Here is a 19757-nt window from a genome sequence, read left to right as displayed (position 1 = left end):
TTTGGTAAATTTCACTAAATGTACATTCAGATTTTTATAGTTTTCTACAAAATATAGAAAAAACAATCAAAAGTATGATTTTTACAGTCATAGTATTGAAGTTTCCTATATTATTTTATAAAATAGAAGTAATCATTACAAAAAAAGTATAGCGCTTTCAACGAAAATGGAAGCGGTTACTTAACAAGGAGAACCCTATGGGAAAAGATTATTGGAATCGCAAAAGTATCTATAGCATCCGTAAATTTACGGTCGGAACATGCTCGGTACTTATTGGGACTTGCTCTGTTTTATTTGGAGCAAATCTAGCAGGTGTAAATTCTGTATCTGCGGATGAAACTCCAGTCGCTGTTGCTACAGAAAAAGTGGAGAAAGAAACTCCTACAGAGGAGGCTGTAGATTCAAAAGCTTCTGAACAACCTGTAACAACAGAAACTGTTAACAGTGAAGCAGTAGAAACTAAGCATGAAGTAGAGAAAAAAGTGGAAGCCTCAACTACTGAGACTACTCCTGAGAAAAAAGAAACCTCTGATGTAGAAAAGCAAGCTCCAGCTGTGACTCAGGATCAATCTGCTCAAACAGAAAAACCAGAGCTCAAACCTGCAACTAATGATGAGGTAAAACAGTTGATTGAGGATAGAAAAGTAGAATTCAACCAAAACTGGCATTTCAAGCTCAATGCCAATGCTAAAGATGCGGTCAAGCCAGATGCCGATGTTTCTAGTTGGAAGAAATTAGATCTTCCTCATGATTGGAGTATCTACAATGACTTTGACCATGACTCACCTGCCCAAAATGAAGGTGGGCAACTCAATGGTGGTGATGCTTGGTATCGTAAGACCTTTAAACTTGATGAAGAAGACCTCAATAAGAATGTACGCATCACGTTTGATGGTGTTTACATGGATTCTCAAGTTTATGTAAATGGTCAGCTAGTTGGTCACTATCCAAATGGTTACAACCAATTCTCGTATGACATCACTGACTATCTCCATAAAGACGGTCGCGAGAATGTCGTAGCAGTGCATGCCATCAACAAACAACCAAGTAGCCGTTGGTACTCAGGAAGCGGGATTTACCGTGATGTTACTCTTCAAGTCACAGATAAGGTCCATACTGAGAAAAATGGAACAACTATCTTAACTCCAGACCTTGAAAAACAACAAAATGGTAAGGTTGATACTCATGTAACCAGTAAGATTGTCAATACTGATGATAAAGATCATGAAATTCTTGCTGAGTATCAAATCATTGAACGTAATGGTCAAGCTGTAACTGATCTAGTTCGTACCGCTAGTCAAGTCTTGAAAGCTCATCAATCAGCTAGCTTGAATGCTATTTTACAAGTTGATAAACCAAAACTTTGGACAGTTAATAGCGACAAGCCTGCCCTTTACGAATTGGTGACACGTGTTTATCGTGATGGTCAATTGGTCGATGCTAAGAAGGACTTGTTTGGTTACCGTTACTACAACTGGACACCAAATGAAGGCTTCTCTTTGAATGGTGAACGCATTAAATTCCATGGGGTTTCTCTTCACCATGACCATGGAGCTCTTGGAGCTGAAGAAAACTATAAAGCAGAATACCGTCGTCTGAAACAAATGAAGGATATGGGTGTGAACTCTATCCGTACAACTCACAACCCAGCTAGTGAGCAGACTTTGCAGATTGCTGCTGAGCTTGGTTTGTTGGTCCAAGAAGAAGCCTTCGATACTTGGTATGGTGGTAAGAAACAGTATGACTACGGTCGCTTCTTTGACAAAGATGCTACTCACCCAGACGCTAAGAAAGGTGAAAAATGGTCTGATTTTGACCTTCGTACCATGGTTGAACGAGGAAAGAACAACCCTGCTATTGTTATGTGGTCTATCGGTAATGAAATCGGTGAAGCAGATGGGAAACCTCGTTCTCTAGCAACTGTTAAACGTTTGGTTCAAGTTATTAAGGCTGTTGATAAGACACGCTATGTCACTATGGGAGCAGATAAGTTCCGTTTTGGTGATGGTAGTGGTGACCATGAAAAGATTGCCAATGAACTTGATGCCGTTGGTTTTAACTACTCAGAAGACAACTACAAGAAACTTCGTGCGAAACATCCAAACTGGTTGATTTACGGTTCTGAAACTTCTTCAGCTACTCGTACACGTGGAAGTTATTTCCGTCCAGAACGTGAATTGGTCCACAGCAATCAGGCTTACCGTCATTACGAGCAATCAGACTACGGTAATGACCGTGTTGGTTGGGGTAAAACAGCTACAGCATCTTGGACTTTTGACCGTGACAATGCAGGTTACGCAGGTCAGTTCATCTGGACAGGTACGGACTATATCGGTGAACCGACTCCATGGCACAACCAAAACCACACACCGGTTAAAAGCTCGTACTTTGGTATCGTAGATACAGCTGGTATTCCAAAACATGACTACTTCTTGTATCAAAGCCAATGGGTTCCTGCTGAGAAGAAACCAATGGTTCACTTGCTTCCTCACTGGAACTGGGAAAATCCTACCCTAAAAGAGAATGTAGCGGATGCAGACGGTAATATTCCAGTCCGTGCCTATTCTAATGCAGCAAGTGTAGAACTATTCTTGAATGGTAATACTCTAGGCAAGAAGACATTTACTAAAAAACAAACAAGTGATGGACGTACTTACCAAGAGGGTGCTAAACCGAATGAACTTTACCTTGAATGGAAGGTTGCTTTTGAAGCTGGTACTTTAGAAGCAGTAGCTCGTGACGAAGCTGGTAATATCGTTGCTCGTGATAAGATTGTGACTGCTGGAGAACCTGCAGGGGTTCGTTTGGTCAAAGAAGAAAATGCTATCGCAGCTGACGGAAAAGACCTCACTTATATCTATTACGAAATTGTTGACAGTAAAGGTAACGTAGTTCCTACAGCCAATAATCTTGTTCGCTTCCAGTTGCATGGACAAGGTCAGATTGTCGGTGTGGATAACGGGGAACAAGCCAGCCGTGAACGTTATAAAGAACAAGCAGATGGTTCATGGATTCGCAAAGCCTTTAATGGTAAGGGTGTTGTGATTGTCAAATCAACTGAGCAAGCAGGTAAATTCACCTTGACTGCCCACTCTGATTTCTTGAAATCTGGTCAAACAACTATCTTCACAGGTAAGAAAGACCAAGAGGAAAAAACTGTTTTAGGTACAGAGGTTCCTAAAGTTCGTACAGTAATCGGTCAAGCAGCGAAAATGCCTTCAAAAGTAGGATTTATCTACAGTGATGGCAGCCGTGCAAAACTTCCAGTAGAATGGTCCGCAGTTGATGTCAACCAACCTGGTATTTTTACTGTTAAAGGTGTGGCAGAAGGAAGAGATGTAGAAGCACGTGTTGAAGTCTTGGCGCTCGAAGCAGAATTACCTGTAGTTAAGAGAATTGCACCAAGTACAGATCTGAGTACGGTTGATCCATCTGTTAGCTATGTATTGTCAGATGGTACTCTAGGAAGCTATGACGTTGATAGGTGGGAAGTTGCAGCTGAAGATCAAGCTAAATTAACTATCCCAGGCTCTCGTATCCAAGCTAAAGGAATTTCAGGTGATGATGAAATCGCTGCTACATTCGTAGTTGCCGAAGGTCAAGCGGCTTCACCAGTAGTACCGACTGTAACTGTTGCAGACCAGCCTGTAGAAGGGCTCTCAACTGACCAACCGGTTCTATACCATAAACTTGCTTATGGAGCTACTTTGCCTGAAGTCAAAGCTTTAGCTGAAAATGCGCAAGTTACTGTTATTCAAGCTAACGAAGCAAATGGTATGCGTGCTAGTATTTATGTTCAACCAAATGATGGTGGAGCACTTCAGACTTATGCTATCCAATTCTTACAAGAAGCTCCTCAGATTGAACGTTTAAGCCTAGAAGTTGAAAATGCAGACGCACTGAAAGAAGACCAAACAGTTGGTATCAAAGTCTTGGCTCATTATCAAGATGGAACTCAGGCCGTATTAAAAGCTGACAAGGTAACCTTCTCAACATCAGGTGAGGGAGACGTAGCTGTTCGTAAAGGTATGCTTGAATTGCATAAACCTGGTCAAGTAACTTTGAAAGCTCAATTTGAAGGAGCTGAAGGTCAGATTGACTTGAACATTCAGGCAAATACTGAAAATAAAGTTGTCCAGGCCATTCGTCCAGTAAGTGTCGTGACAGGTTTGAACCAAGAACCAAGTCTACCTGATACAGTAACGGTAGAGTACGATAAAGGATTTCCAAAAGTTCACAAGGTAACTTGGCAAGCAGTTGCTAAGGAAGACCTTGCTAAATACCATAGCTTTGATATTCTTGGTAAAGTAGAAGGAATTGAAAACGAAGCTCATGCTAAAGTTTCTGTAGAAGGTATCATTGCAGTCGAAGAAGTGACTACAACAACTCCAGTTTCAGAAGCTCCTCAATTACCAGAGAGCGTCCGTACTTACCATTCAAATGGACAAGTATCTTCATCTAAAGTGACTTGGGATGCTATTGATCCAAGCCAGTATGCACACGAAGGTAGCTTTACAGTGACAGGACATGTGGAAGGTACTCAGTTACCAACAAAACTTCATGTTCGTGTATCTGCTCAGACAGAAACTGGTGCCAATATTTCTGACCAGTGGACAGGTTCAGAGTTACCACTTGCCTTTGCATCAGACTCAAATCCAAGTGACTCAGTAGCAAATGTCAATGACAAACTAATCTCATTTAATGATCAACCGGCAAACCGCTGGACAAACTGGAAACGTACAAGTGAAGCATCGGTGGGAATCCTATTTGGTGACTCTGGAATCATGTCTAAACGTTCAGTTGACAATCTCAATGTTGCCTTCCACGAAGATCACGGTGTTGGTGCACCTAAGTCTTATGTCATCGAATACTATGTAGGAAAAGATGTTCCAACAGTTCCTAAGAACCCAAGCTTTGTAGCTAGTGAAGACCACGTCTTTAACGATGACAATAACTGGAAACAAGTGACAAATCTTAAAGCTCCAGATCAAGTGAGAGCTGGAGAAATGACTCACTTTAGCTTTGATAAAGTCAATACCTATGCGGTTCGTATCCGTATGGTTAGACCAGATGGTAAATGGGGTACTTCCATTACAGAAATTCAAATCTTCTCTAAACAAGTAGCTGCAGCTAAGAAAGCTCAAGCTCAAATCCAAGTAGATGGAAAAGATTTGCCAAACTTTAACCCTGGCTTGACTGACTATTATCTAGAAGCTAAAGAAGACCAAGCACCAACTGTAACAGCAAGTGTATCAGATAATGGTATTGCTACAGTGATTCCAAGCGTTCGTGAAGGGGATCCAGTTCGTGTTGTCGTTAAGGCTGAAAACGGAGATATTCTAGGTGAATACCTTCTCCACTTTACAAATGATAAAGACTTGCTAGCAAGTAAACCTGTTGTTGCTGTGAAATCATCACGCTTGGTTGCTAAGGGCCATACTCTTGAGTTACCTGCGAAAGTCGCTGTTTACTTCACAGGTAAAGATGGCTATGAAGTCAAAGACTTGGCAGTTGAATGGGATGAAGTTCCGACTGAAAATCTAGCGAATTCAGGTGAATTTACAGTTCGTGGTCGCGTTTTAGGTACTGATTTAACTGCTGAAGTAGCAGTACGTGTGACTGATAAACTCGGTGAAAACCTATCAGACAACCCAGACTTCGATGACGATAGCAACCGTTCATTTGCTTCTGCAACCAATGATATTGATCCAAACTCTCATGACCGTGTGGACTATGTTAACGATGGTTCAGATGATGAAACCCGTCGTTGGACCAACTGGTCTCCAACTCCATCTGATAATCCAGAAGTTTCAGTAGGGGTTATCTTTAGAGAAGCTGGTAAGATTGTTGAACGTACAGTCGCTGAAGGAAGTATTCGATTCTTCTCAGATGGTGGTACAGATGCACCTTCTAAACTAGTCTTAGAGCGCTATGTGGGACCAGAATTTGACTCACCAGAATACTACTCTAATTACCAACCATACGATCCAGAACATCCATTCAACACTCCTTCTAACTGGGAGAAAGTTGAATACCGTGCGGATCAAGAGATTCAAGCAGGTACTGATATCCATGTAACCTTTGCCCCAGTTAAAGCTAAGGCTATGAGATGGCGCATGGATAGAAAAGCTGATACTAAGGGTGTAGCTATTACAGAAATGGCCTTCATTGCTCCAAGTGAGGAACCTAAGGATAGTACAGCTGCAAAACTTCTTGTGGATGGTAAAGAGATTGCTAACTTCTCTGAAGATCGTGTGGATTACCAAGTGACCTACAGTGGAAATCGTCCTCAAGTAACAGTTGAAGCTGGCGAAAACGTAGCAGCAACTATTGTTGATAGTGGTGATGATAAACTTCCAGTCTTGATTCATCTTGTTTCAGAAAGTGGTAAACATATTAAGGAATACCGCATTCAATTGACTAAGGCAGATGCTGAAAGCGCCAAGACAGAACCAGCTGTACACGAAGTTCCAGAGTTCACAGGTGGTGTGAATGGAGAAGAGGCAGCAGTTCACGAAATTCCAGAATACACTGGAGGCGTGAATGGAGAAGAACCAGCAGTACATGAAGTTCCAGAGTTCACAGGTGGCGTGAATGGAGTTGAAGCAGCAGTTCACGAAGTACCAGAACATACTTTAGGAGCGAATGTAGTCGAACCAGCAGTTCACGAAGTTCCAGAATACACTGGTGGTGTGAATGCAGTCGAGGCAGCGGTTAACGATGTGCCAGAATACAAAGGTGGTGCCAATGCAGTCTTTGCAGCGGTGAACGAAGTACCAGAATATACTGGTGGCGTGAATGCGGTCGAAGCAGCGGTTAACGATGTGCCAGAGTACAAAGGTGGTGCCAATGCAGTCTTTGCAGCGGTGAACGAAGTACCAGAATATACTGGTGGCGTGAATGCGGTCGAAGCAGCGGTTAACGATGTGCCAGAGTACAAAGGTGGTGCCAATGCAGTCTTTGCAGCGGTGAACGAAGTACCAGAATATACTGGTGGCGTGAATGCGGTCGAAGCAGCGGTTAACGATGTGCCAGAGTACAAAGGTGGTGCCAATGCAGTCTTTGCAGCGGTGAACGAAGTTCCAGAATATACTGGTGGCGTGAACGCAGCCGAAGCAGCGGTCAATGAAGTACCGGAGTACAAAGATAATCAATCTCTTGTAGCCCTCGCTATGTCACAAGACAAGACTTACCAGGCGCCTGCGAGTCGTCAACATATTCTCCCTGAAACAGGTACTAAGGAAAATGCAACCCTTGCAACAGCAGGTGTTATGGGAGCGCTTCTTGGGCTCTTTGCAATGGGAAAGAAGAAAGACGAAGAATAAAATAATCTGACAGTATTTAGATTATAGAGATTGGACAAGAAAACAATCTCAACTATAAAAAGTGGACAAACTAGTTTCAAGAAACAGAACTAGATCTTGTCCGCTTTTTTATGTTTCTTGGTAGAAAAAAATCCTTAACAAAGATGCTAAACTTGATAATTGAGTTTTCAAATAACAAAAAACAAATAAGAAAGCCCTTTGTGGCTTTTTTATTTTCATAAAAATGGTAAAATAGTAAGAGTAGAAATGGAGTTCTAGATATGAAACGAATTGATCAATTTGAAAATAAGAAAGTATTAGTCCTAGGTTTAGCCAAATCAGGTGAGTCTGCAGCTCGTCTCTTGGACAAGTTGGGTGCCATTGTAACGGTTAATGATGGCAAGCCTTTTGAGGAAAATCCAGCTGCTCAAAGCCTTTTGGAAGATGGTATCAAGGTTGTAACAGGGGGGCATCCCTTGGAATTGTTGGATGAAGATTTTGCCCTCATGGTGAAAAACCCTGGTATTCCTTATAGCAATTCTATGATTGAAAAAGCTCTAGAAAAAGGCATTCCAGTTTTGACTGAGGTTGAGTTGGCTTACTTGATTTCAGAGGCACCAATTGTAGGGATTACGGGTTCAAATGGTAAGACAACGACCACAACCATGATTGGTGAAGTTCTGACTGCTGCAGGACAAAATGGACTCTTATCAGGGAACATCGGTTATCCTGCTAGTCAGGTTGCTCAAACTGCGACAGATAAGGACACCCTTGTCATGGAACTTTCTTCTTTCCAATTAATGGGAATCCAGGAATTCCATCCTGAAATTGCTGTTATTACCAACCTGATGCCAACGCATATTGACTATCACGGTTCTTTTGAGGACTATGTGGCAGCCAAGTGGAATATCCAAAGCAATATGACAGCAGCTGATTACCTAGTATTGAACTTTAACCAGGAATTAGCTAAAGAACTTGCGACAAAGACAAACGCGACTGTAGTACCATTCTCAACACTTGAAAAGGTTGACGGTGCTTATCTTGAAGATGGTCTTCTTTACTTCCGTGGTGAAAAAGTCATGGCAGCTGATGAAATCGGTGTTCCAGGTAGCCACAATGTGGAAAATGCTCTTGCAACCATTGCCGTTGCTAAATTGCGTAGCGTTGATAATGAAACCATCAAGGAAACCTTGTCAGGCTTTGGTGGAGTTAAACACCGTCTCCAATTTGTAGACCAAATTAATGGCGTTAAATTCTATAACGATAGTAAGTCAACCAATATTTTAGCAACTCAAAAAGCCTTGTCAGGATTTGATAATAGCAAGGTTATCTTGATTGCCGGTGGCTTGGACCGTGGTAATGAGTTTGACGAATTGGTTCCTGATATTACTGGACTTAAGAAAATGGTCATCCTCGGTCAATCTGCCGAACGTGTCAAGCGTGCAGCAGATAAAGCTGGTGTGGCTTATGTCGACGCGACTGATATTGCAGATGCGACTCGTAAGGCTTATGAACTTGCGGAAGAGGGAGATGTTGTTCTCCTCAGTCCTGCCAATGCGAGCTGGGATATGTATGCTAACTTTGAAGTACGTGGAGACCTTTTCATCGACACTGTAGCGGAATTAAAGGGATAATATGAAAAAAATAGTATTTACTGGTGGGGGAACGGTTGGACACGTTACCCTCAACCTTTTGTTAATGCCTAAGTTCATCGAAGATGGCTGGGAAGTCCACTATATTGGTGATAAAAATGGGATTGAGCATCATGAAATTCTCAAGTCAGGTTTAGATGTTACCTTCCATTCGATTGCAACAGGGAAATTACGTCGATATTTCTCATGGCAAAATATGGTTGACGTCTTTAAGGTTGCTTTTGGAATTCTTCAATCGCTCTTTATCATGCTTCGAGTTCGTCCACAAGCCCTCTTTTCTAAGGGTGGATTTGTATCTGTTCCGCCTGTTATCGCAGCGCGAGTATGCAGAGTACCAGTCTTCATCCACGAGTCTGACCTCTCTATGGGATTGGCCAATAAAATTGCCTATAAGTTTGCGACTAAGATGTACTCTACTTTCGAGCAAGCGTCTAGTCTCACTAAGGTAGAACATGTAGGAGCTGTGACCAAGGTTTCTGGTCCAGTTATGGAAGAACCTGAAGAAATGGTGGATATCCGAACTTCTTTCAACGACAAGTTACCAACTCTTCTATTTGTTGGAGGTTCTGCTGGGGCGCGTGTCTTTAACCAACTAGTAACAGACCACAAGGAAGAGCTGACTAGTCGCTATAATATCATCAACCTGACAGGTGATGCTAGTTTAAATGAACTAAGTTCAAACCTCTACCGTGTTGGCTATGCGACGGAACTCTATCAACCACTCATGAATATGGCTGATGTGGTCATCACTCGTGGTGGTGCCAATACGATTTTTGAACTCCTTGCTATGGCTAAATTGCACGTCATTGTGCCACTGGGTCGTGAAGCCAGCCGTGGAGACCAGATTGAAAATTCAGCCTATTTTGTGAAGAAAGGCTATGCTGAGGAGTTGCAAGAGAGCGATTTGACTTTGTCAACTTTAGAAGAAAAAGTAAATCAACTCTTGACCAACAAAGAGATTTACCAAAACAAGATGAAGAATTCTCAGGAATTAAAATCTGTGGCAGATTTTTATGAGCTACTCAAAAAAGATTTATCATAAGGAAAATTGATGTCAAAGGATAAAAAGAATCAGCACACTCAAGGCAAGGAATTGTCAGAGTGGCAAAAACGAAATCAAGAATATCTTCAAAAAAAAGCTGAAGAAGAGGCGAAACGTGCCGAAGAAGAAGCACGTGAAAAAGAAGAACAAGTATCAGAGTCTTCTGAAAGCGCTCAAGAAGTGTCAGAATGGCAAAAACAACACCAGGAGTATTTGAGCAAAAGAACGGAAGAAAACTCTACGAGTTCTGAAGAAGTGGACCAAGAATCCGAAAAATCTGAAGAGAAGGATTCGGATACTAGCGATGAGACTTCAAATGAAGAGAAAGATTCGGAGGAAACTCCTCAAGAAGACTCTAAGAGTCAGGCTCAAGTAGAGAAAGAAAAAGCTGATGAAAAGGTTAAGAAACAGAAAAAGGTAAAAACCAAGAGTAAACCTCCAAAACCGGCCATTCCTTCTATACATATCTGGCGAGCAGTTACAATCCTCGTCCCAAGTTTTATAATCTTATTCTTGTCTATTTATCTTCTAAGCCCTCTAGCTACAATGAAACATATTGAGGTTACAGGGACGGTTCAGACAAGTGCAGACCAAGTCAAAGAAGCGTCTGGCATTCGTGACAGTGACTATACAATCAGCTTGCTCTTAAATAAAGATAAGCATGCGGAAATGGTCAAATCAAATCACTGGATTGAATCGGCTAAGATAGTTTATCAATTCCCAGTTCACTTTACTATTGAAGTGAAGGAATTTGAGATCGCGGCCTACTCTGTTTCAGGAGATAACTATTATCCAATCTTATCTAGTGGAAGCATTGAATCAACTGCCGTTACCCCTGATAACTTACCTGAGAAATACATATCTGTTCTCTTTAACGATGAGGAACAGATTAAAACCCTAATTTCTCAGTTAAATGAAGTTAGTCCAGAAATTAAGCAAGAGATTGAGAAGATTGAACTTGCACCAAGCAAGGTAACAAGTGACCTTCTAAAGATTACCATGTATGATACAGACGAGATTTTGGTGCCATTATCAGAACTAGGGAAGAAATTACCCTACTATAGTAAGATAAAACCACAGTTGACAGTTCCTAGTGGTATTGACATGGAGGTCGGTATCTATAGCTATAGTCTAGTAGATAAGGCTCTGGATGACGAAAGAGTCAAAGCCAAAGAAGAGGAAAAGAAGAAGCAGGAAGAAGAGAAGAAAAAACAAGCTGAACAAGGAAATCAAGATCAAACAACACAGACGACTCAAACAACACAGAGTCGCTAAGTTTCAAATGATTCGTTCAGTTACTGGTTTTTACTTGACAAGTACCGCTTTAAATAATAGAATAGTAAAAAACCTTTAAAGCAGTCCAGAGAGGCAGCTAAGGTTAGACGGTGAAAGGGTGGAGACTACCCATTTTTCGTGGAACCTTGCTGTAGGCAGGTTCCTTTTTTCATGCTCTCTTGCTGACAAAGGTAAAAGGAGAAAAGTATGCGTGAAGCTCGTCCAGTTATTGCTCTTGATTTTCCAAGTTTTGAGGCAGTCAAGCAATTTTTAGCTCTTTTTCCAGCAGGGGAGAGCCTCTATCTAAAGGTAGGTATGGAGCTCTATTACGCCACAGGTCCGGAGATTGTTTCTTATTTGAAAGACTTAGGTCATAGTGTCTTTCTAGATCTCAAACTTCATGATATTCCCAATACAGTTAAGTCTGCCATGAAGGTTTTGTCTCATCTGGGTGTTGATATGACCAATGTTCATGCCGCAGGTGGTGTAGAGATGATGAAGGCTGCGCGGGAAGGCCTTGGGAAAGAAGCCAAATTGATTGCTGTCACTCAGTTAACTTCAACCTCTGAGGAACAAATGAGAGACTTTCAAAATATTCAAACCAGTCTTCAAGAATCAGTTATTCATTATGCTAAGAAAACCGCTGAAGCTGGATTAGATGGTGTTGTTTGCTCAGCTCAGGAAGTGAAACTCATCAAAGAAGCTACTAGACAAGACTTTATCTGTCTGACACCAGGTATTCGTCCATCAGGCGCTGCAGTAGGAGATCAAAAACGAGTCATGACACCAGCAGATGCATATCATATTGGTAGTGACTATATCGTTGTCGGACGCCCAATCACTCAAGCCACTGATCCAGTAGTAGCTTATCACGCTATCAAGGATGAATGGACCCAAGACTGGAAATAAGAATATAGTTTAAAATACAAAGGAGAATCCCATGACACTTGCTAAAGACATTGCTAGCCATCTATTGAAAATTCAAGCTGTTTACCTCAAACCAGAAGAGCCCTTCACTTGGGCATCAGGTATCAAGTCACCAATTTATACGGACAACCGTGTAACACTTGCCTACCCAGAGACACGTACCTTGATTGAGAATGGTTTTGTGGAAGCCATCAAGGCAGAATTCCCAGAGGTAGAAGTGATTGCAGGAACAGCGACTGCAGGTATCCCACATGGTGCTATCATCGCTGATAAGATGAATCTGCCATTTGCTTATATCCGTAGCAAACCAAAAGACCACGGAGCAGGAAACCAAATCGAAGGCCGTGTAGCTCAAGGTCAAAAAATGGTCGTTGTGGAAGACCTCATTTCAACAGGGGGATCAGTTCTTGAAGCCGTAGCTGCTGCGAAACGTGAAGGAGCTGATGTGCTTGGTGTCGTGGCTATCTTCAGCTATCAATTACCAAAAGCAGATAAAAACTTTGCGGATGCTGGTGTCAAACTGGTGACACTTTCAAACTACAGTGAGCTTATCCACCTAGCCCAAGAAGAAGGTTACATTACATCAGAAGGACTTGCTCTCCTCAAACGCTTTAAAGAAGACCAAGAAAATTGGCAAAAAGCCTAATCTATTGAGATTACAAAGCTTTATACTCCGATTTTAACTGAAATATCATATCTAAAATCATAACCACCCGTTTAACGGGTGGTTATGATTTTTTTAAAAGAAATTCATTTTTAAAAAATTTGAGTGCAAAAATTAATGATACTAGCTTATAGGAGGAAGTTATTCAGTATCAAAAACTATTGGCATTTATGAATCTAGGAATAATTTGTATTTTTATCACAATGATAGAAATTACTTATCATGTCTGTAAGATGAAATTTTCAGGCAAATGTTTTGAAAAGATCATGAAAAAGAGTTAAGATGTTTATGTAAGAAGAAGTAAACGCTTACTCGACAAGGAGGATATTTTATGTCATATAAAACAAGCAATGCAGAAGGACTTGTAGATTTCATTAACACCTATGATTTAGAGCCAATGGCGCAACAAGTTATTCCAAAGGCGGCATTTGGTTATATCGCTAGTGGAGCAGAAGATACCTTTACTTTGAGAGAGAATATCCGAGCTTTTAACCACAAACTCATTGTTCCTCGGACCTTATGTGATGTGGAAAACCCAAGCACAGAGATTGAATTTGATGGTGAAAAACTATCTTCACCAATCATTATGGCACCTGTTGCAGCCCATAAACTAGCTAATGAGCAAGGAGAAGTTGCGACTGCGCGTGGAGTACACGAGTTCGGTTCACTCTATACAACTAGCTCCTACTCAACAGTTGACCTGCCAGAAATTTCTCAAGCCCTTCAAGGTACACCTCATTGGTTCCAATTCTACTTTAGTAAAGATGATGGCATTAACCGTCACATTATGGATCGCGTCAAGGCAGAAGGTTATAAGGCTATTGTCTTGACAGCAGATGCGACAGTTGGAGGTAACCGTGAGGTAGATAAACGAAACGGTTTTGTGTTCCCAGTTGGCATGCCTATCGTAGAAGAATACCTACCTCAAGGTGCTGGTAAGTCAATGGACTATGTCTATAAATCAGCCAAACAACGCCTATCTCCACGAGATGTAGAGTTTATCGCAGAATACTCAGGACTTCCTGTTTATGTCAAAGGTCCACAATGTCGTGAAGACGTTGAACGCTCACTGGATGCAGGGGCTTCAGGTATTTGGGTAACCAACCACGGTGGTCGACAAATTGATGGTGGACCGGCTGCTTTTGACTCGCTACAAGAAGTGGCTGAAGCAGTAAATAAACGTGTGCCAATCGTTTTTGACTCTGGTGTTCGTCGTGGTCAGCACGTCTTTAAAGCCTTGGCTTCTGGAGCCGACTTAGTAGCCATTGGACGACCTGTCATTTATGGTTTAGCCCTTGGTGGTAGTGTTGGTGTACGCCAAGTCTTTGAACATTTGAATGATGAATTGAAGACAGTTATGCAGTTATCTGGAACACAGACAATTGAAGATGTGAAACGATTCAAGCTTCGTCACAATCCATATGATCCAAGTTTCCCAGCTGATTCACATGATTTAAAATTGTATTAGTAGTAAAACAAACCTCCACTCCATGTGGAGGTTTTTGAGTTATGTTTTTGTAAACATGAAAGAGAGTTTAAAAAGTGAACTTAACGAGTATATAAGAAAAATTTTAATACATTTTAAACTATTTTAAAAATTTTTAGGAAATTTAGTTGACAAATGTAGATTTTGAGAGTATACTGATAATTGTAATTGACAAATGTAGATTTTGGAGGTATGCTGATGCAGATTTCGGATGCAGAATGGCAGGTCATGAAGATTATCTGGATGCAGGGGAAACAGACTAGTACTGATATCATAAAAGTATTAGAGAAAAGGTTTAGCTGGTCCAAATCCACGATCCAGACACTCTTGGCTCGTTTGGTGGAGAAAGAATGTTTGACTCGGGAAAAGCAGGGCAAGTCCTTTGTCTATTCGGCCCTTTTAACTCTAGACGACAGTAGAGTTTTAATGGTTCAGGATATCAAAGACAAGCTTTGTTCTCGCAGGATGAAGCTCTTGCTAGCTGATTTGATTGAAGAATGTGACTTTACCCTAGCTGACTTGGAAGGCTTGGAAGAAGTGATTTCAAAGAAAAAAGCAAGTGCTGTAACAGAAGTAAAATGTAATTGTATGTAAAGGAGACGCTATGTTAAATCTATTTGTATCTATTGTTGTTTTAGGAATGATTGCTTTTATCCTCTTTTGGTTTTTCAAAAAACCGCAAGAAGATGCTAAGAGAGCCCAGCAAAAAAATGGCTATCAGGAGATTCGAGTGGAGGTCATGGGGGGCTACACTCCAGGAACCATTATCCTCAAAAAATCGCAACCTGCTCGCATTATTTTTGATCGAAAAGATCCTTCACCTTGCTTGGATCAAATCGTTTTTCCAGACTTTGGAGTGCATGCAGATCTGCCTATGGGAGACCAATATGTGGTTGAAATCACTCCTGAAAAAGCAGGAGAATATGGTTTCTCTTGTGGCATGAATATGATGCACGGTAAGATGATTGTAGAATAGGAGAATGATATGACTGAAATTGTAAAAGCAAGTCTTGAAAATGGCGTTCAAAAAATCCGTATCACGGCAGACAAAGGCTACCATCCAGCCCACATTCAACTGCAAAAAGGGATTCCTGCTGAGATTACCTTTCATCGTGTGACACCTTCAAACTGTTATAAAGAGATTCTCTTCGAAGAAGAAGGGATTCTAGAACCAATCGCTCAAGACGAGGAAAAAGTCATTCGCTTTACGCCTCAAGACTTGGGCGAGCATGAATTTTCATGCGGCATGAAGATGCAAAAGGGGACCTACACCGTTGTTGAAAAAACTAAAAAGTCTCTCAGTCTTTTACAACGTTTTTGGATTACTAGTATCTTTACTGTGCCTCTTGTGATTCTCATGATTGGGATGTCGACAGGAGGAATTAGTCACCAAGTCATGCGTTGGGGCACCTTTTTAGCCACAACACCCATTATGCTGGTAGCTGGAGTTCCATATATCAGAAGCGCCTGGGCTAGTTTTAAAAAGCACAATTCCAACATGGATACCTTGGTTGCTCTGGGAACCCTAGTGGCCTATTTCTATAGCTTAGTTGCCCTCTTCACTGGTCTGCCCGTTTACTTTGAAAGTGCTGCATTTATCCTTTTCTTCATTCTTTTGGGAGCAGTTTTTGAGGAAAAAATGCGAAAAAATACTTCGCAGGCAGTCGAAAAATTATTAGACCTACAAGCAAAAACAGCAGAGGTTTTGCGTGATGATGTTTATGTTCAAATACCTCTAGAACAAGTCAAAGTTGGGGATCTCATTCGCGTTCGACCAGGTGAAAAAATTGCCGTTGATGGTATTGTCTTAGAAGGTGAAACGAGTATTGATGAATCAATGGTGACTGGGGAAAGTATTCCAGTCGATAAATCAGTTGGAGATGCTGTCATTGGTTCAACCATCAATAATAGTGGTACGATCATTTTTAGAGCCGAAAAAGTGGGCTCTGAGACTATGTTGGCTCAGATTGTGGACTTTGTGAAAAAAGCGCAAACGAGTCGTGCTCCTATTCAAGATTTGACAGACAAGATTTCTGGGATTTTTGTACCAGCAGTTGTCATTTTAGGACTTCTTACTTTTTGGATCTGGTTTGTTTTCTTAGGAGAAAGCTTTGTGACGTCGCTCCTCTATGGAGTAGCAGTTTTGATAATTGCCTGTCCTTGTGCACTAGGACTCGCGATACCGACAGCACTCATGGTTGGAACAGGACGAAGTGCCAAGATGGGGATTCTTCTCAAAAATGGTACAGTTTTACAGGAAATCCAAAAAGTCCAAACAGTTGTTTTTGATAAGACAGGAACCTTGACCGAAGGGAAGCCAGTGGTAACAGATGTTGTCGGAGATGAAGGAGAAGTGCTAAGTTTGGCTGCTTCACTGGAAGATGTATCTCAACACCCGCTAGCTCAAGCTATTGTTAATCGTGCATCTGAACTAGGAATTAGCCTTTACCCAGTGGAAAACTTCCAAGCCTTGCATGGAAAAGGTGTGACTGGGATTATTAATGGTAAACAAGTCTTGCTGGGGAATGCCAAACTTTTAGCTGACCTAGCTATTCCACATGATTATCAAGAACGATTTGATTTGCTTGAGAAAGAAGCAAAAACAGTTGTCTTCCTATCCGTAGATGGTCAGTTAAAAGGCTTAATTGCCTTGCAGGATGTCCCTAAGGAAAATGCCAAAGAAGCTATTGCCAAATTGAAAAAACGTGGCCTTAGAACTGTTATGCTTACCGGAGATAATGCTGGAGTAGCCCATGCGATTGCAGAGCAAATTGGGATAGAAGAAGTGATTGCAAATGTCTTGCCAGAGGAAAAGGCACATGAAATTCACAAGCTTCAAAAGAATGGCAAATTGGCCTTTGTTGGAGATGGTATCAATGATGCGCCGGCCCTCAGTGTAGCCGATGTCGGAATTGCCATGGGCTCTGGTACAGATATTGCTATCGAATCAGCAGATCTTGTCCTTACAACCAACAATTTACTAGGATTGGCACGTGCTTTTGATATGAGTAAGAAGACCTTTAATCGTATTCTACTCAATCTTTTCTGGGCTTCTATCTATAACCTCATTGGTATTCCGATTGCAGCAGGAGTCTTTTCAGGACTTGGTTTAGTGCTCAATCCAGAACTTGCAGGATTGGCCATGGCCTTTAGTTCAGTCTCTGTTTTAATCAGCTCTCTTATGCTTAATTTTACTAAAGTCGATTAATACTCTTCGAAAATCTCTTCAAACCACGTCAGCTTTATCTGCAACCTCAAAGCTGTGCTTTGAGCAACCTGCGGCTAGCTTCCTAGTTTGCTCTTTGATTTTCATTGAGTATAAAAAGGCGGTCTTAACCGCTTTTTTCTATTCTAAAACAGATTTTCAAACCGCTTCCAAACTGTACTGTAATAGAGAATGAAAGTTTCTGAGCATATACTTAGAAATCTAAAATCAAATGTGATAAATTAGGATTGTAAATTTACTGAATCGTTTTCAAATAACATATAAAAGCGTTTTTTGTAAATATATGAAATTATTTTGAAGGAGAGTTATCATTATGACTCAAGGGAAAATTACTGCATCTGCAGCAATGCTCAACGTATTGAAAACATGGGGCGTAGATACTATCTACGGTATCCCATCAGGAACACTTAGCTCACTTATGGACGCTTTGGCTGAAGACAAAGATATCCGTTTCTTGCAAGTTCGCCACGAAGAAACAGGTGCTCTTGCAGCGGTTATGCAGGCTAAATTTGGCGGATCTATCGGTGTTGCAGTTGGTTCAGGTGGACCTGGTGCAACTCACTTGATCAATGGTGTTTACGATGCAGCTATGGATAACACTCCATTCCTTGCTATCCTTGGATCACGTCCAGTTAACGAATTGAACATGGATGCCTTCCAAGAGCTTAACCAAAACCCAATGTACAACGGTATCGCTGTTTACAACAAACGTGTAGCTTACGCAGAGCAATTGCCAAAAGTGATTGACGAAGCTTGCCGTGCTGCCGTTTCTAAAAAAGGTCCAGCTGTCGTTGAAATTCCAGTAAACTTTGGTTTCCAAGAAATCGACGAAAACTCATACTACGGTTCAGGTTCATACGAGCGTTCATTCATCGCTCCTGCTTTGAACGAAGTTGAAATCGACAAAGCTGTTGAAATTTTGAACAATGCTGAACGTCCAGTTATCTACGCTGGTTACGGTGGTGTTAAAGCTGGTGAAGTAATCACTGAATTGTCACGTAAAATCAAAGCACCAATCATCACAACTGGTAAAAACTTCGAAGCGTTCGAATGGAACTACGAAGGTTTGACAGGTTCTGCTTACCGTGTTGGTTGGAAACCAGCTAACGAAGTGGTCTTTGAAGCAGACACAGTTCTTTTCCTTGGTTCAAACTTCCCATTTGCTGAAGTTTACGAAGCATTCAAAAACACTGAAAAATTCATCCAAGTGGATATCGACCCTTACAAACTTGGTAAACGTCACGCCCTTGACGCTTCAATCCTTGGTGATGCAGGTCAAGCAGCTAAAGCTATCCTTGATAAAGTAAACCCAGTTGAGTCTACTCCATGGTGGCGTGCAAACGTGAAGAACAACCAAAACTGGCGTGATTACATGAACACACTCGAAGGTAAAACTGAGGGTGAATTGCAATTGTATCAAGTTTACAATGCAATCAACAAACATGCTGATCAAGACGCTATCTACTCAATCGACGTAGGTGACACTACTCAAACATCTACTCGTCACCTTCACATGACACCTAAGAACATGTGGCGTACATCTCCACTCTTTGCGACAATGGGTATTGCCCTTCCTGGTGGTATCGCTGCTAAGAAAGACAATCCAGATCGCCAAGTATGGAACATCATGGGTGACGGTGCATTCAACATGTGCTACCCAGACGTTATCACAAACGTTCAATACGACCTTCCAGTTATCAACGTTGTCTTCTCAAATGGTAAATATGCCTTCATCAAGGACAAATACGAAGACACAAACAAACACTTGTTTGGTTGTGACTTCCCTAATGCTGACTATGCGAAAATCGCTGAAGCGCAAGGTGCTGTAGGATTTACAGTTGACCGTATCGAAGACATCGATGCAGTTGTTGCAGAAGCTGTTAAATTGAACAAAGAAGGTAAAACTGTTGTTATCGATGCTCACATCACTCCACATCGTCCACTTCCAGTAGAAGTACTTGAGTTGGATCCAAAACAACACTCAGAAGAAGCAATCAAAGCCTTCAAGGAAAAATACGAAGCTGAAGAGCTTGTACCATTCCGCCTCTTCTTGGAAGAAGAAGGGTTGCAATCACGCGCAATTAAATAATTTCTCTCATCGAAAATCAAATGTAAACTGCGTTATCTTCACCTTGCCGTACTCCAGTACTGCCTGCGGTTTGATGCCTTGTTTATTCTTTG

General features: G+C 41.4%; 11 protein-coding genes. All 11 read left to right on the top strand.

Going from position 1 to position 19757, the window contains the following annotated elements:
* Positions 1-197 precede the first annotated feature (197 nt).
* The 11 genes from AB2B47_RS06145 to spxB all read left to right on the top strand — a co-directional run bounded on the left by AB2B47_RS06145 (position 198) and on the right by spxB (position 19665).
* Positions 198-7325, top strand: a complete 7128-nt coding sequence (locus tag AB2B47_RS06145; protein ID WP_320693869.1) for an SIALI-17 repeat-containing surface protein — start codon at positions 198-200, stop codon at positions 7323-7325.
* Between the two features lie 260 nt (positions 7326-7585).
* Positions 7586-8938 carry a UDP-N-acetylmuramoyl-L-alanine--D-glutamate ligase gene (gene murD, locus AB2B47_RS06140; protein ID WP_006151573.1) on the top strand — a complete coding sequence of 451 codons (1353 nt, stop codon included), beginning with the start codon at positions 7586-7588 and terminating at the stop codon, positions 8936-8938.
* Position 8939: 1 nt separating this feature from the next.
* Positions 8940-9998 (top strand): UDP-N-acetylglucosamine--N-acetylmuramyl-(pentapeptide) pyrophosphoryl-undecaprenol N-acetylglucosamine transferase, encoded by a 1059-nt coding sequence (locus AB2B47_RS06135; RefSeq protein ID WP_195184140.1) that lies wholly within the window; start codon positions 8940-8942, stop codon positions 9996-9998.
* A gap of 9 nt (positions 9999-10007) precedes the next feature.
* Positions 10008-11273 carry a cell division protein FtsQ/DivIB gene (locus AB2B47_RS06130; protein ID WP_320693868.1) on the top strand — a complete coding sequence of 422 codons (1266 nt, stop codon included), beginning with the start codon at positions 10008-10010 and terminating at the stop codon, positions 11271-11273.
* Positions 11274-11480: 207 nt separating this feature from the next.
* Positions 11481-12182 carry an orotidine-5'-phosphate decarboxylase gene (gene pyrF, locus AB2B47_RS06125; RefSeq protein WP_006152089.1) on the top strand — a complete coding sequence of 234 codons (702 nt, stop codon included), beginning with the start codon at positions 11481-11483 and terminating at the stop codon, positions 12180-12182.
* A 31-nt stretch (positions 12183-12213) separates the two neighbouring features.
* On the top strand, positions 12214-12846 hold the full coding sequence (pyrE, locus tag AB2B47_RS06120; RefSeq protein ID WP_320693867.1) for an orotate phosphoribosyltransferase: 633 nt from the start codon (positions 12214-12216) through the stop codon (positions 12844-12846).
* 349 nt (positions 12847-13195) lie between these two features.
* On the top strand, positions 13196-14332 hold the full coding sequence (gene lctO / locus AB2B47_RS06115) for an L-lactate oxidase (protein ID WP_006151769.1): 1137 nt from the start codon (positions 13196-13198) through the stop codon (positions 14330-14332).
* A 216-nt stretch (positions 14333-14548) separates the two neighbouring features.
* Positions 14549-14944, top strand: coding sequence for a CopY/TcrY family copper transport repressor (locus AB2B47_RS06110; RefSeq protein ID WP_320693866.1), 396 nt, complete (start codon positions 14549-14551; stop codon positions 14942-14944).
* 10 nt (positions 14945-14954) lie between these two features.
* A complete protein-coding gene (locus AB2B47_RS06105; protein ID WP_320693865.1) occupies positions 14955-15326 on the top strand; it encodes a cupredoxin domain-containing protein in 372 nt (123 codons plus the stop codon).
* 9 nt (positions 15327-15335) lie between these two features.
* Positions 15336-17558: a heavy metal translocating P-type ATPase gene (locus AB2B47_RS06100; protein ID WP_320693864.1), complete on the top strand. Its 2223-nt coding sequence runs from the start codon at positions 15336-15338 to the stop codon at positions 17556-17558.
* A gap of 331 nt (positions 17559-17889) precedes the next feature.
* Positions 17890-19665 (top strand): pyruvate oxidase, encoded by a 1776-nt coding sequence (gene spxB / locus AB2B47_RS06095; protein ID WP_320693863.1) that lies wholly within the window; start codon positions 17890-17892, stop codon positions 19663-19665.
* Positions 19666-19757 lie beyond the last annotated feature (92 nt).

This window comes from Streptococcus wuxiensis (assembly GCF_040888245.1).
GTDB classification, from domain to species: domain Bacteria; phylum Bacillota; class Bacilli; order Lactobacillales; family Streptococcaceae; genus Streptococcus; species Streptococcus wuxiensis.
The sequence above is the reverse complement of the archived record's forward strand: the minus strand, read 5'-3'. Positions and strand labels throughout refer to the sequence as shown.